The organism is Levilactobacillus sp., assembly GCF_022646225.1.
Taxonomy (GTDB): Bacteria; Bacillota; Bacilli; order Lactobacillales; family Lactobacillaceae; genus Levilactobacillus; species Levilactobacillus suantsaiihabitans.
The window spans coordinates 531,720-546,446 of record NZ_JALCJA010000001.1; the positions used below are offsets into that span (position 1 = coordinate 531,720).

At 52.3% G+C, this 14,727-nt stretch carries 14 protein-coding genes; 5 read left to right on the top strand and 9 right to left on the bottom strand.

Annotation, left to right across the window (positions count from 1 at the left end):
• Positions 1 to 532: 532 nt before the first annotated feature.
• The 3 genes from LKH74_RS02440 to LKH74_RS02450 are packed head-to-tail and all read right to left on the bottom strand — an operon-like array spanning position 533 to position 2,890.
• Positions 533 to 1,432, bottom strand: coding sequence for an RluA family pseudouridine synthase (locus tag LKH74_RS02440; protein ID WP_287707754.1), 900 nt, complete (start codon positions 1,430 to 1,432; stop codon positions 533 to 535).
• Positions 1,429 to 2,232, bottom strand: a complete 804-nt coding sequence (locus tag LKH74_RS02445; RefSeq protein ID WP_287707753.1) for an NAD kinase — start codon at positions 2,230 to 2,232, stop codon at positions 1,429 to 1,431. The genes LKH74_RS02440 and LKH74_RS02445 overlap by 4 nt, the downstream gene beginning before the upstream one ends.
• Before the next feature lies 1 nt (position 2,233).
• Positions 2,234 to 2,890, bottom strand: coding sequence for a GTP pyrophosphokinase (locus LKH74_RS02450; protein WP_287707752.1), 657 nt, complete (start codon positions 2,888 to 2,890; stop codon positions 2,234 to 2,236).
• A gap of 325 nt (positions 2,891 to 3,215) precedes the next feature.
• Between LKH74_RS02450 and LKH74_RS02455 the strand changes: the two genes are divergently transcribed.
• A complete protein-coding gene (locus LKH74_RS02455) occupies positions 3,216 to 3,866 on the top strand; it encodes a DsbA family protein (protein WP_135368495.1) in 651 nt (216 codons plus the stop codon).
• A gap of 220 nt (positions 3,867 to 4,086) precedes the next feature.
• Positions 4,087 to 4,947, top strand: coding sequence for a DegV family protein (locus tag LKH74_RS02460; RefSeq protein WP_135368496.1), 861 nt, complete (start codon positions 4,087 to 4,089; stop codon positions 4,945 to 4,947).
• Positions 4,948 to 5,347: 400 nt separating this feature from the next.
• Here LKH74_RS02460 and pepF read toward each other — a convergent pair whose 3' ends face one another.
• The 6 genes from pepF to LKH74_RS02490 form a co-directional block, all read right to left on the bottom strand.
• A complete protein-coding gene (gene pepF / locus LKH74_RS02465; RefSeq protein ID WP_287707750.1) occupies positions 5,348 to 7,165 on the bottom strand; it encodes an oligoendopeptidase F in 1,818 nt (605 codons plus the stop codon).
• Positions 7,166 to 7,221: 56 nt separating this feature from the next.
• Positions 7,222 to 8,316 (bottom strand): competence protein CoiA, encoded by a 1,095-nt coding sequence (locus LKH74_RS02470; protein ID WP_287707749.1) that lies wholly within the window; start codon positions 8,314 to 8,316, stop codon positions 7,222 to 7,224.
• Between the two features lie 334 nt (positions 8,317 to 8,650).
• Positions 8,651 to 9,298 carry a tRNA (guanosine(46)-N7)-methyltransferase TrmB gene (gene trmB / locus LKH74_RS02475; protein ID WP_287707748.1) on the bottom strand — a complete coding sequence of 216 codons (648 nt, stop codon included), beginning with the start codon at positions 9,296 to 9,298 and terminating at the stop codon, positions 8,651 to 8,653.
• Between the two features lie 66 nt (positions 9,299 to 9,364).
• A complete protein-coding gene (locus tag LKH74_RS02480) occupies positions 9,365 to 10,156 on the bottom strand; it encodes a phosphotransferase family protein (protein WP_135368500.1) in 792 nt (263 codons plus the stop codon).
• A 68-nt stretch (positions 10,157 to 10,224) separates the two neighbouring features.
• The gene (locus LKH74_RS02485; protein ID WP_287707747.1) at positions 10,225 to 11,445 is read right to left on the bottom strand and encodes an ABC transporter permease; all 1,221 of its coding nucleotides are present in this window, start codon (positions 11,443 to 11,445) and stop codon (positions 10,225 to 10,227) included.
• Complete coding sequence (locus LKH74_RS02490; RefSeq protein WP_135368502.1) at positions 11,442 to 12,176, bottom strand: ABC transporter ATP-binding protein; 735 nt, start codon at positions 12,174 to 12,176, stop codon at positions 11,442 to 11,444. Before LKH74_RS02490 ends, LKH74_RS02485 begins: the two co-directional genes overlap by 4 nt.
• 557 nt (positions 12,177 to 12,733) lie before the next feature.
• Here LKH74_RS02490 and LKH74_RS02495 point away from each other — a divergent pair.
• The 3 genes from LKH74_RS02495 to LKH74_RS02505 all read left to right on the top strand — a co-directional run bounded on the left by LKH74_RS02495 (position 12,734) and on the right by LKH74_RS02505 (position 14,545).
• The gene (locus tag LKH74_RS02495; RefSeq protein WP_287707746.1) at positions 12,734 to 13,192 is read left to right on the top strand and encodes an HIT family protein; all 459 of its coding nucleotides are present in this window, start codon (positions 12,734 to 12,736) and stop codon (positions 13,190 to 13,192) included.
• A 2-nt stretch (positions 13,193 to 13,194) separates the two neighbouring features.
• Positions 13,195 to 13,515: a hypothetical protein gene (locus tag LKH74_RS02500; RefSeq protein ID WP_135368504.1), complete on the top strand. Its 321-nt coding sequence runs from the start codon at positions 13,195 to 13,197 to the stop codon at positions 13,513 to 13,515.
• A 112-nt stretch (positions 13,516 to 13,627) separates the two neighbouring features.
• Positions 13,628 to 14,545 carry a peptidylprolyl isomerase PrsA gene (locus LKH74_RS02505; RefSeq protein WP_135368505.1) on the top strand — a complete coding sequence of 306 codons (918 nt, stop codon included), beginning with the start codon at positions 13,628 to 13,630 and terminating at the stop codon, positions 14,543 to 14,545.
• Positions 14,546 to 14,727: the final 182 nt, after the last annotated feature.

Here is a 14,727-nt window from a genome sequence, read left to right on the forward strand (position 1 = left end):
ATATTAACTGACTACATCAGTATAGAAATACTGTAAAATCAGCATTTTTGAGCAATGCACTGGATTTTAATTAATTATCACGCGATTATTGTTGGGGCAATACCATTAACGATAGCTGCGTTTCACAATTTCCTGGGTTAGTCGATAAAATTAATTTTCGATTAGAAAAGTTGTCCACATCGGAACTTCCGTGAGTCACACACTTGGCCATTTTTTTACCTAAAACGCAAGAATTTTAACCGCGTTTTTTCTAGTTTTTCGTTTTACCCTTCTTGTTTACTCACATAACTTACAATGTGTAACAGTCGGTTAGTTTGGTTTTAAAACCACTTTTACAATTAGATGTTGATTATTCGCAGTACCTTGCTAGCGGCCTCCAGGCCCGGTATCAACCGTTTTCATAAATCCTCTTATCCTTGAAACTCGCCCATCCCCACCTTCACGTCTTGTATAAACCGGCTAGGCGGCTATCAGCCCATCAAAAAAAGCGCCCAACCAACCTGTCAGTTAGTCAGACGCCAAATACGATTATTTAGTTAATTATCTCCTGGGTGATGACCCGAGCCATGTCGGCTGGCAATGGTGCGTAGCAGGTAATCCACTGGCCGCTAAATGGCTGGTAGAACCGCAACCGCGCGCAGTGCAACGCCTGGCGGTGAATCCACGGGTTCGTTTGTTGGCCGTACAACCAATCGCCGACCAAGGGATGGTCGATGGACTGGCAGTGCACCCGAATCTGGTGGGTCCGTCCGGTATGGAGCTTAACCGCCAGCAACGTTGCTGAATTTGACCGACCGCGGACCCAAAACTCAGTCTGCGCGGCACGGCCATCCGGTCTGACCATCCGCTTGATAAACGAATCCGGCGCCCGGCCGATCGGCGCATCGATCAGTTGATGATCGACCGGCACCCGGCCGGTGGCCACCGCGATGTAGCGCTTGTCCAACACACCGTCTTTCAACTGCTTATCCAGTACCGAATGGGCAAAGTGATGTTTGGCAAACAGTACGGCCCCACTGGTCTCACGGTCCAGGCGCGTCACGATGTGCGTCACCGTGCTGGCCGCTTGAATCTTCGTCAGATGACCTTTGACCCGGTTGGCCAACGTGTCATCTGGATACAGGTGGGACGGCACACTGGCCATCTCCGCCGGCTTATTGACGACTAGGAAATGCGGGTCCTCATACAAAATCTCTAATGGCTTAAACGACGTCGCCACGTGGGGGTTGGCCGGCTCTGGTGGCAACTGGAGCCCCACCGTTTGCCCCGGTTGGGCCATCGCAATCACCCGCACCTCTTGGCCATCCAGCGTGATGACGCCGCCGTGAAACTTGACTTGTTTTAAAAACGTGCGGGTCACGCCATGGGCCATCAACACGGTCCGGACGTGTACCGGACTGGTCCCCGTCACGCGCCACTCAAACTGGATCATGACTGGTCGCGGCCAATGAAGGACGCCTCCACGCGCTGCCAGAAATGGGTGTGGCGATATTCCGCAAACGCGATGCGCTGCCGAGCAATCCGATACGTGATGGCCTTGATGGGCCGACCCTCGATGCCCAACTGATCACACATCAAGACGTTATCCGTGGGATCAGTGGGTTCAATACGAATCCATTCGTCAGCCGGGATAATCAGCGGCGACCCCAACGTCCGGAAGACCAGATTGTTGATCGACGCGATCTCAGCCATTTGAATGGCATTAAAACGTGGGTTCAAGACGGCCCCGCCCACGGACTTGTTGTAAGCCGTGGAACCGGTCGGCGTCGAGATGCACAAGCCATCCCCCCGAAAGCTTTCGAAGAGTTCGCCCTTGATGTAAACGTCAGCCACCATAGTCCCGGAAACCTTCTTGATCGTCGATTCATTCAGCGCTAACGCCTGATCTGGATGGGTCCCGTCAGCATAGTCGACCTGAATCGACAACAACGGGTAGCTAACGCTTTGACCGTTGTCTTGGGCCAGACTGGCGACCAATTCTGCGACCTCAAAGTCCCGCCAATCGGTGTAAAAGCCCAGGTGGCCTGTGTGTATCCCGACGAAGCGCACCTTGTCGAGCCGGTCATTATAGTGATGGAACGCCGAGAGCAGTGTCCCGTCGCCGCCCACCGTCACGACCACGTCTGGGTTCAAACTGTCCAGCACCACGCCGGCAGCCAGCAAGCCTTGATGTAGCGCCGTCGCCACCTTTTGCGACGCCGGCCCGTTATTACTAAAAATGGCAACCTTCATGTTATTCTTCCTTATTTTGATGAGGTGTCGCGTGCGCATCACCATCGCTTTTCGGTGAATACTGCTGGGCCTCTTGAATTTCTTCGCGAATCTCGGACATTTCCGTGTCCAGTTTAAAAGCCGCCTCCGCAGCCCGTTGCAGTCGATCACTCAGGGCTTCGGGAAAGGCGCCTTGATATTTGTAATTTAATGAATGCTCAATCGTGGCCCAGAAATTCATGGCCAGGGTCCGTACCTGAATCTCCGCCAAAATTTTCTTTTCGCCGGAAACCAGCTGAACCGGATACTCGATCACAATGTGGTAGGACCGATAACCACTCGGCTTCTCGTTGTGAATGTAATCGCGTTCTTCCAGAATCGTCAGGTCGGTCCGCTGCCGCAGCAGGTCCACGACTTGATAAATGTCCTCGACAAACTGACACATGATCCGCAGACCCGCAATGTCTTGCATGTCTTGTTCCAGGCGGTTCTCAGCAACGTGGCGCCGCGTCATCTTTTCCTTGATGCTTGGCACCGGCTTGACCCGCCCCGTGACGAATTCAATGGGTGGACGTTCATTTTGATTTTCAAATTGCTTTCTGATGCCGCGGAGCTTCACCTTGAGCTCGCTAACGGCCTGTTGATAGGGCAATAAAAATTGATCCCAGTTCGTTACCATAATGACTATCCCCCAACCTTGATTACAGTGCTCATCTTTCGATTTTACCATATTTCTGAGCGAACTGAGAGTAATTACCTCAGCTGATTGTTAATTTCTTCACTATAAGCGGTATTCTGCCGCCAATGAACTTTGACGAGGCGTTTAGCTTTACCTCAGTCGAAAAATGTTGCATGATAGGGTTGCGTTTTAAATGAACGGTCTTCACCTCAAACAAACGTTCCAATTGCTATTTTTTGAAAATTTGGTAATGTAGTGGTATTGTTACTTTTTGTTCGGCGACCCTTGCTGATTGCCAACTAAGACAGATATAGGAGGAAGCAATGTGTTAGAAGTCTATTTGTTCGTCAACCCGCTGGGAGCGCGCTGTATGCGTTCTGAGCGCAACATCATCCGGTTGGCCGATCATCTGAATAGCAAGGTGTCATTTCAATTTGTTCCGCTGTTGAACCAGCAAACGGTGGCCCAGTCACTGGCGCCCCACCCGACGCTGGCGGAGCGCAACGCCCGCTTCAACGTGACCTACCAGGCCATCTTGGCGTACAAGGCCGCTTTGTTCCAGGGTAAACGGAAGGGCCGGAAGTTCTTGCTCAACATGCAGGACGCCGTTGTCAGTCAACACCAGACTTTTTCAGAGCAACTCACGTTAGAAATGGCCAAGAAGTGCCAGTTAGACCTCGACATGTTCACGGAAGACTGCCAATCCGATTTGGCGAAACAAGCCTTTCAAACGGACCAGAAATTGGCTGCCGAGATGAAGATCGAACAATCCTCATCGGCCGTCATCTTCAACTGCGACGTTTCCGACTGCGGTCTCCTCTTAAACGATGTGACCTATGAATCCCTGTGTGACGTCTGCGAGAGTCAAGGCGTTGCCACGAAAGAAATGTTAATGGCTGAACCTAATTATCAAACTAATGAACAGGCGACTTCATTAATGTTGGCAAACAATCAGTCTAATCTTCACGTATTATAAGCCCTGATGAATCGTTTTACGTTAATTCAGTCACCTCATGACCCATGACGTCCTGCGTTGTAAAATCCCAGCGATTTTACAACGCTTTTTTATTGACTACCTTTTGGTCCCCCAAAGTTTTTGGCCACCATCCCCTGAAACGTCAAGGTTTTCACTACCAGAATTTACAACGATATGGTATGATGAACCCAACTATTTTTGTTGACTGAAGGGAAAATTTATGCGAACAGCTATTGTTACGGACACCGCCTCATATCTCAGCCCTGAACAGATCAAGCAATTTCACATCGTGGTTCTGCCCATCACCGTGATTCTGGGCGACCAGCAGTATGCTGAGTCTAAGTTAAGCCTCAAAACATTTTACGATTACCTAAAGACCGACCAGGAATTACCGACGACCGCCCAAGTCTCACTGGGCCAAGTCGAAGAAGCCTACGACCGCCTGGCCAGTGAAGGCTACGACGAAATCATTTCGATTCATCTCTCCAGTGGTATCACCTCGTTCATGAGCAACCTCAAGATGTTTTGTCGCACCTACACCAAGGCCAAGATCTACCCGGTCGACTCTTTGGTCGCCAGTGCCGGTGAAGCCAACCTGTGCCTGTTAGCCGGCCAACTCGTGGCCAATGGCAATTCGGCAGCCGACATCGTCCCCCAACTGGAGGACCTGCGTGATACCATGGAAGTCTACTTTGCCGTGGACAACCTCAGTCATCTGGCGCGGACCGGCCGTTTGAGCAACCGTTCGGCCATCATTGGCAGCCTACTGAACATCAAGCCACTGCTGACCTTCAATGACGAAGGCAAGATTATCGCCATCGGTAAGGAACGGACCATGAAGAAGGCCTTCCACTACATGACGACCAAGTTACAAGCCACGTTGGCGAAGGTAGACTATCCCCTGCTGGTCACGGTCATCAACGCCAACAACGCTGAACTGGCCGATGACTGGACGGCGGCTTTGACAGAACAATTCCCCGAAGTCCGCGTGGTTCAAAGTCAACTCGGCCCCGCCATCAGTGTCCATACCGGCGAAAAGACCATGGGCCTACTGTGGCAACGTGACTGGCAGTCTTACTAACCTGACTGAAGGTTGAAAACAAAGAAACTCACGACGTTAGGATTAGTCGTTGACCGCATCATAACGGGAACTGGTCGCCGACCAACACAATGTTACTGATAACTGTCACCTTGTCGAGTTCAGTCGGGGATGACCCCAGCGAGGTGGAAAAACGCCCTCAGACTGGAGTCGTTCCCCAGATCAGGCCTCACCCTTGACTGACGCAGGTCACCAATTTTAGGTGTCAGAACACCGCTTTTGCAGCAACACTATCTTCACTCCTTACGAAACCGACAACAAGCAAAAAGATTGATCACCAATGGTAAACATCGGTGACCAATCTTTTTTTCGTAAAAATTTTTTAAATTCAGGACTCAGCCGGTCACCAATCCACCAGTCAGTTCGTTAGTAAGGGTGACGGCTACTTTTTCAAGTCACGCGCCAACTGGCTGAATTCGGCTAACCGGTCGTCAAACGTCTTAAAGGCCGTTTGGAGGTAATCCGGTTGGGTCATGTCGACCCCGGCACGTTTCATGACGTCCAGTGGCAAGGCCGAGCTGCCGGACTTCAGGTAAGTCAGGTAAGCATCGCGCTTGGCCGGATCGCCACTCAAGATGCGTTGTGACAACGTGGTGGCCGCCGCAAAGCCCGTGGCGTATTGATAGACGTAGTAGTTGTAATAGAAATGCGGAATCCGGGTCCATTCATCCGCAATCTGCGGATCCGAGATAACCCCGTCGCCGTAGTAGCGGTGGTTCAAGTCGCCGTAGAACTTGCTCATGAAGTCCGCGGTCAACGTTTGCCCACCGGCGGCTTGTTGATGAATGTAATCTTCGAACTCAGCGAATTGCGTTTGCCGGTAGACCGTGCCCTTAAAGCCATCCAAATAATGGTTCAAGACATAGGCGCGTACCTTAGGATCGGTTTGCGTCTTCAACAGGTAGTCCGTCAGTAAGTTTTCGTTGGTCGTCGAGGCAATTTCCGCCACGAAGATCGAGTAATCGCCGTACTGGTACGGTTGGTTGGTCCGGGTGTAGTGACTGTGCATGCTGTGGCCCATTTCGTGAACCAGCGTGAACAGGCTTTCCAGACTATCTTGCCAGTTGAGTAAGATGTACGGCTTGGTGTCATACATCCCGCCAGAATAGGCGCCGGTCCGCTTGCCCTGATTTTCGACCACGTCAATGGCGCGGCCATCAAACATCTTCTGGACGTTGGCCACGTAATCGGGGCCCAAGACGTTTAAGGCCTTGAGTGCCTCTTGTTGCGCGTCTTCATAGGTGTAGCGCAGGCTCGGTTCCCCGGTGATCGGCGTGTACAGGTCGTACATGTGCAATTCGGGCAGACCGAGGATTTCCTTACGCAGGTTGACGTATTGGTGCAGCGAGTCCAAATGGTCATTGACGGTCCGGACCAATGTATCATACACCACCGCCGGCACGTTGTTAGCACTCATGGCCGCATCCCGGGCGCTGTCATAATGACGAATCTGGGCGTTGAAATTGTGCGTTTTGACCTCACTAGCCAGCGTTGAGGCAAAGGTATGCCGGAACTGCTGATAAACGCTGTAGAGGGCCTTAAAGGCCTGTTCACGGACGGCTGGGGTGGTCGACTCCAGCAAGACGCCATAGAGACCTTCCGACAACCGAACGTCATTGCCCTGCTCGTCTTGGACGACCGGGAACTTCAAATCGGCATCACTCAACACGCTGTAGGTCTTAGAAGACGCCGCAAAAATGTCACTGGCGCCAGCTAACAGCTTTTCTTCTGTCGCCGATAAGGTGTGGGCCCGGCGCTTACCCAAGACATCAAAGAGATGTTGATAGGCCGCGAGTTTAGGTTCGGCGTCAATCAGTTGTTGTAAGGCGTCGGCGTCCAATGCCAAGACCTCGGGTTCAAACCAAGAGACCGCCGCACTGACCGTCGCCACCAGGCTTTCGGCTTGACCCATCAAGGCCTGGGCGTCCGCGTTACCGGTATCCTGATCGTTTTTCAGGGAGGCGTACACGTACAGCCGTTCCAGCTGCCGGTTCAAGTCCAAATAAGCCGTGGTGACCTGGTACAGGTCCGCACCATTCTTGGCCAGATGACCTTTCAATTGGGCCACCTGGTCGGCTTGCGTCTTCACGGTCGTCAGCGCCGTTTGAAAGGCCGCGTCGTCAGGGTAGATCGTGGTGAGGTCCCAGGTCAAAGCCGTCGGTACCGCCGCACGTTTTGGAATTTGTTTCAAATTTCTCATCCTCCTTTAACATTGCATAGCAACATTTTACCACTTTTCCCCTGACTGTTGGACCATCAGCCCAGCTTTTTCTCATCATTTTCTAACCATGCAGTGTAATCCGCGGCCCATTGCGGTTGGGCGAGCACCCGCCAGCCGTTGGGAATCCGCTGAAGAAAGTGGCCGGCAACCAGATCAGCCAGCAAGTCGGCCAAGGCACGGTCCACCAACTGGGGCCCCTGAAACCGTATGGCCGTGGTCGTTCCGCCGACCAATCGAAAGGCCTCCTCCCCCAGTCGCCGGGCCGTAGCCAGTGAAAAGCGAACGTGTTCAAAGAGCCAGGCGGCCACCACGATCCGCCACAACAGGACGCCCCGACCAAACAGTGGTGGCGTCACTTGGGTCGTCACCAGGCTCTCGGGAAACCCAGCCAGATGGTGTCCCGTCAAATACACCGCCGTTTGCAGGGGCTGCAATACGGTCGACGAGCGGCGCAGGTCCCGGTCTAGTTCCCAACGAAAACGCGCCAGGTTGGGGTCCGGCCACCATTGTCGCCGTTGCGGTCCGCGCACCAACATCGCTAGCGACGTGACCCAGGTCTGTTGGCACTGATAGTCGCCGGTCACCGCCTGGCAAATGTGGTGGTCGACGCGCAACCGTTGGCGGTCAACGTCCCAGAAGAGCAGACACAAGCCCCACCCCTTCAACCAGCCGGCAAAGCGATCGATCAAGCCCCAGCCCAATTGTTGTTGGGCATAGCGTTTGCCCAAAAGCCAAAACGGATACGCCCCCACCTCACGGTAACCCTGCGTCCGTTGAGCCACGTCATCGCGACTAATGGGGCTGCATTGAAACTCCAACGCAATGGCCTGTGGCTGATGGGCGATCCAGCAGTCGGCGCGTTGCTGAATCGTCGGCAAGATCCGCTCCAACGTCACGGTCCCCCAGTCCGCAAAAAACGCGGCCAACTGGCGTTTCCCCTGCACGTGTTGGGCCGTCTCTCCTTCGCCCGGAAACGTACAGGGTGCCGCGGGGCGGTGGGCAAAGTACGGCTGGACCCGTGTTCCCTTATGTAACACCACGCGCTGCCCACAGGCCGGGCACACGTAACTCCCACCCCGTTGGGCATTCTTGGCATCCACTAGTGCCGCATCAAGCTTAGCAATCAACATCGTCAGTCCCCCTTTACAGATCAACTCCGTAAAGCGGGCCGGATTATTTTAAATTGGTGAAAAAAATGAGCCTGGGAAAGCCTCCCAGGCTGGTTCGCGTCACTTTTACCTAGCTGAAACGTGCGCCAGAAGACAGCCGGTTCCGCTCTCGAAAAAAATAGAGCCTGAGATTTTCACTCAAGCTCTAAAAACAGGTTCACTTAATCTTCGTAGACCAGGGGGTGTTCCCCAGAACGGGACCACCCTAGCCTGACGCAGGTGCCTGGTTTCACTAATTTTAGGTGTCAGAACACCGCTGTTACGGCAATCAACACGTTAATTTTAGATTCAACCTTTACTTCTCCGTCGGAAAATGGGCGATGACCTGGTAAATGGGGCCCTTAGCGGAGAACTTTTGCTCGTATTCCGTCTGGATGTCCTCTACCCCATCAGTTGCGGCGTGCAGGTCCAACCAGACGCCGTCAAAGACCATGCCGAAGTTATTCAGACTGCCTAAAGAGTATTCGAACAAACCACGGTTATCGGTCTTGAACTGCAGCGACCCGGCCGGCTGTAAGACGTCGGCGTAGTGGGCCAAGAACACGGGTGAGGTCAAGCGGCGTTTGGTATGACGCTTCTTGGGCCACGGATCAGAAAAGTTCAGGTACAGGCCGGCAACTTCGCCTGGAGCAAAGAACGTGTTAACGGCCTCGCCATCGGTGTGAACCAACTGAATATTGGTCAACTCACTGGCCACGACCTTCTTCAAGGCGGCCGCAATCACGGAAAATTGGATCTCAATGCCGATAAAGTTGCGGTCGGGATGTTGCCGGGCCATCTCCACGATGAATTGGCCCTTCCCGGTACCGATTTCGACAAACAGGGGTTGCTCTTTCGAAAAGCGGCTTTGCCAGTTGCCCTTCAAGGGTTCGGGTTGTTCCACCAGTTTATCGGGATGTTCGGCCACATAGTCCTTGGCCCACGGTTTATTACGCACACGCATGGTAAGATTCCTCCTATAATCACAACGGCGGGCGCAAGGTTCACCCCCGCTCCCGCCGACGTTGTTCTAATCAGTGACTGACTCACGTGTCAGTTTTTCTAGTAAAATTAAGTGTTGATTCATAATTTGGAAGCGTTGTTGGTGAAAACTCTCCGCAATCACACTCAGACAGTGGACGCGGGCATACCAGTTCACCCGAGCGGTCAAATCGGCCGTCGTCGTTTCACCATAATCCTGTAGCCAACGTTGCCATTCCTCTAACGGCACGTACTCACAGAGTAAAGCACCGAGGTCAAAGGCGGGATCCGCAAAGGTCGCGGCATCCCAATCGACTAGGTACAGCCGTTGGCGGTCGGACAACAACCAATTCTTATGGTTTAAATCACCATGACAAACTTCATAGTGCGTCTTGGGCAGTTGTGGTTGCTCACTTTGCAGCGTCGCAAACGCCGATTGAATCAGCGGATGTTGTCGCAAGTCAGCGGCTAAGGCTGGCTGTAAGCGAGTCAACAACTGGGCGGGCGTGGTAAATCGTCCGCCGACTTTTAATAACATATCATGCAGCAAGTGGGAATGATGGACCCGGTGGATTAGCCGGGCGACCCGCTGTTCGCGCATTTCACTGCGCTGAAGCGTGCGGCCGTTCAACCATTCCTGCGCCGTCATCACGTCGCCAGTCGCCAAGCGCTTGGTCCAGACCAGCCGCGGCGTGATGCCCTCCATCGAGAGCGCTGCTAGAAACGGTGACGCGTTTTGTTTTAAGAACACTTTTTGTGACGCCTTGGTGCCCATATAGGCCGTGCCGGTATTACCGCCCAGCGGATACAAGCTCCAACCGTCACTAAGATCTAGTGCCATGCGTGCCACCCCTCCTCGATTTGTCAGCTATTATTAATTCTATGGGGAAATGGCGGCCACGTCAAGCCTTATTTTTGGTCCGCGCGTGCTAACCGGTGCGGCGTATAGATTCGCGCCAAGTACCAAACTTCAACGACCTCGACTGCAAGCGTGATCCCCGCCGTCATCAGGTGCGGATTGGCGATCACCACGACCACCCACAGGAGTAGCGCCGTGGTGCTTAAGATCAGCGTGACCAGCTTGACGAAGTTCTTGAGTCGCAGCGCTGGCAAGACGGGATAGACGTGCGTGAAGACCACGTCATCGTATTGCTGGAAGAACGGCAGGAGCTGAAAACCAATCAGGTAGATGAACAGAGCCGCGAGGATGACTGGCAGCCACTCACCCCGCACAAAGTACAGGAGCAACATGCCAATCACCGTCAAGCGGACCACCAACCCACTGAAGTCGCTCCCCCGCACCATGCCGCGACTGAACAGGTACAAGTAGGTTTGACTGTGGGTAGGCTTGATGCCCTTGAACAGCCAATCTAGATACCGCCGGCGTTTGATGGTTCCAGACACCATCGGCACTTCCGTAAACATGTTAAAGAAGCGATAGATGCCCAGCATCCGGTTATCCTCGATCTTGATCTGTTCTCGCCAGCGAATCTGTTGGCTCTGCCAGTGTTGCCGTTCCCAAACGGCCACGGCGCCATCAGCAACCAGCGCTAGGAGCAGCCCCACGTATGGACTCAGCCACACGCCACTGGCGACCACGACGATGGCCAACAGCCATTTGAACGGCCATTGGTTCATCCGCCGTTGGCCGGTGACCTGATAGACACTGGCCAAATCGAGGCGCAACAGACTGTCCTTTAAGACGACCTGCGCGAGCGCTAAGACTAACACCTGTGGCAACGTCCAGCCCAAAGCGACACTTAAAAACGGTGCCAAGATGAACAACGCAATCAGTTGCGTACACTGCGCCAAGAATTGGCTGTAACGCCGCGCCGCCACTAGATAGGCGTGCATCGCCCGTTCCCGTGGCAACAAGAAGACCCGGTCGGCATCTTCGATCAACGTGGCAAATCGGCCAATCTGCGCGACGATGACCAGCACCAATAACACCACTAACGGTGCCCACCAGAGGCCGGCTTTCAACGTTTTCAAGACATTGGAGTAGCCCCAACCCAGACCCCCCAAGAAGAACAGTAAGGCAAAGACGAAAAAGTCATTGAAGACCAACCGCAAATACTTGGCCATTTCCCGGAGATGGCGTTGCAGTCGGGTTTTAAATAGCCCCGTCATGCGCGGTCGACCTTCGTCATTGATAGGTAGATATCGTTCAACGATTCCCCCGCTTCCGGAAGAGCGGCTTGCAACTCGCTGAGGGTCCCTTCGGTCTTGACTTGACCGTCATGCAAGAGTACGAACCGATCACAGTACCGTTGGGCCGTATCCAAGACGTGGGTCGACATTAAAATGCTAGCCCCCGTCTTTTTCCGTTGTTCGATCAGGTTCAACAGGTCATTGACGGCCAGTGGGTCCAATCCCAAGAACGGTTCGTCAATGATAAACAGCTTGGCGTTGGTCAAAAAGGCACAGACGATCATAACCTTTTGCTTCATCCCCTTGGAGAAGTTGGCGGGGAACCAATCCAATTTGTTGGCTAAGCGGAACGTCTTTAGCAGATCGTGGGCCTTGTCCCAAGCGACCTTTTGATCCAGATCATAGGCCATCATGGTCATTTCCAAGTGTTCGCGCAGCGTTAACTCCTGGTAAAGTACCGGGGTTTCTGGAATGTAGGCAATCTGTTGCTTGTAGGCCTGACTGTCCTGGTCGATCGTAATCCCGTTGATACTGATTTTACCTTTATGTGGTGTGAGTAATCCAATCACGTGGTTGATGGTCGTGGACTTCCCGGCCCCGTTCAACCCGATCAGACCGACTAATTCGCCGTCTTTTACATCAAAACTAATATCTTTTAAGACGGGAATTTGTGAGTAACCACCCACTACATGGCTGACTTCTAAAGCCATTAAACATCCCTTCATTTCCTTTAAATTAACCGCTCCATTATACCATAGGTGACGGTGGGTTCGCTGTTATCTTGTGGTTGCTGGTTCAGGCGGTGCCTTTACCTGGTTGAAATTGCTCGGGCTGGCCGCCTTGCCGTTGCGCGAAAGTCTAGGCTGGAACGCTGGGGAAGGAACCGCCGCGAGCCTGAGACCCGGTCTCCCGGCTGAACCCAAATTTGACGAACTCTCGGCTACGATGGCGATTCTCTGCCAGCATTGTATCCCCATTCCTTTCACGAATATTAGCCATCCTAACTCATATTGCCGTATCCATGCCTGCCACTCGTCGCTAGTAACTCGCTCCCACACTTATTTCTCAACAACCACGTACGCATTAGTATGCTTAACGTCAATGCTAAAATCATGCGACCGCCTTAGTATCGTCGGGTCTCTCGTTGATATAGGTCCTGATTCCCACACGCTAACAGTCAATGCTCATCACCAATTCACAGTGACGGATGAACTGGCCGCCGTGGTGGTGTATAATGAATGAAATTGAACCGAAAGAAGGAGTTTTCATGGATCAAATGACCCTCGAACCACATTACGCTGACGATTGTGTTTTCTGCAAAATTTTGACTGGCGAAATTCCCAGCTACACGGTTTACGAAGACAACATCGTCAAGGCCTTTTTAGATATCTCGCAAGGGACACCTGGCCACACGTTGGTGATTCCGAAGACCCACGTCAAGGACATCTTTGCTTATGACGCTGATTTGGCCGCCGCGGTCTTTTCACGGATTCCCAAGATTGCCCGGGCCGTGAAGGATTCTGACCCCGCTATCAAGGGCATGAACATCTTAAACAACAATGGGCAAGTGGCCTATCAATCCGTTTTCCACTCCCACATCCATCTGGTTCCCCGCTACACAGACCACGATGACTTTAAGATGCTCTTCAAGGACAATTCCGGCAACTACACGCCAGAAGCCTACTCAGCAATTCAAGCCAAAATCAAGGCACAATTGGAGGCATAATTATGGGACTTGGTCGTTTTCTCGCGGGCACCACTCTGGGGGTGGGCGTTGGTTTGGTGGCTTACCTAACACTGACCAACCAAGATCCTATCACCTGGGGCACCCACGTTAAGCAACAGCTCACCCACACCGCCCAGCAACTCAAAGACGTGCAAGATGCCAAGGACAACCTGACGCAAAACGCCGCCAAACTGTCCGCTGCCGTCACTGCCGCCCAACCCGTGTTGGACGACATTCAAACGGAGGTCGATAAATTTGCGTTCAAAGCGGCTCCCCGTTTGTCAGCCATTCAAGAAGTTCTCGACCGACAAAATGCCGATTAATTTTGAACTTTTTGTAAAGCTTTGCTGACCTTTTTGGGTTTGCCACTATTTATGTTATGATAGGCAAGTATGGTGCTTGCACCAATTTTGATGAATGGATGTGTTGAGGAATATGAAGAAATGGTTTATCGCCTTCGCTGGCTTGTTACTGACCGTAACACTTGCCGGTTGTGGCAGCCAAACCGTTGCCACTACTAATGGTGGTAAGATTACCGAAAGTGCGTACTACAGCAGTTTAAAGGGTACTTCTTCTGGTAAGCAAGTCTTGCAACAAATGATTTTGAACAAGGTTTTGGAAAAGCAATACGGCAGCAAGGTCAGCAAGTCCGCTGTTAACAAGCAATTCAATACCTACAAATCACAATACGGTTCATCATTCAAGAGCGTTCTTTCCCAAAGTGGGATGACGGAATCCAGCTTAAAGACTGAAATCCGTTCCAACTTACTCTTGAAGGAAGCCGTTAAGGACAACGTCACGGTTACCGACGCGCAACTCAAGAAGCAATTCAAGAGCTACGAACCTAAGGTCACTGTGGCCCACATCTTAGTTTCTAAGAAGTCCACTGCCCAAACGATCATCAAGGACCTCAAGGGGACCAAGAAGAGCGATTTGACTAGCGAATTTACGAAGTTAGCTAAGAAGTACTCCACTGATACGGCTACCAAGAACAAGGGTGGTAAGTTGAGTGCCTTTGATAGCACCGACACTTCCCTGGACTCAACCTTCAAGAAGGCAGCCTTCAAGTTGTCAACTGACGAATACACCGCAACGCCTGTTAAGACGCAATACGGTTACCACGTCATCTTGATGTTGAAGAACCCTGGTAAGGGCACGATCAAGGAACACAAGGCTGAACTTAAGAAGCAAATCATCGACAACGACATGAACGATAGCACCGTTCTGCACAATGTGGTTGCCAAGGTCTTGAAGAAGGGTAACGTTTCTATCAAGGATAACGACTTGAAGAACATCCTTTCCGACTACCTGTCCACCAGCTCAAGTTCTAAGAGCTCATCTTCATCCAAGTAATCAACGCAGTTTTGCGTGAAAGCACCGGCCGTTTGGGTCGGTGCTTTTTTCGTACCTACCGCTAGCTGGCCGCCTAGTTTCACCAATTTTAGGTGTCGGAACACCGTCGTTACAGCAATCAGCGCGTTAATTTTAGGTGCAACCTTCAGAAATGCAGATAAAAAGCCTGCCAACGTCAATCG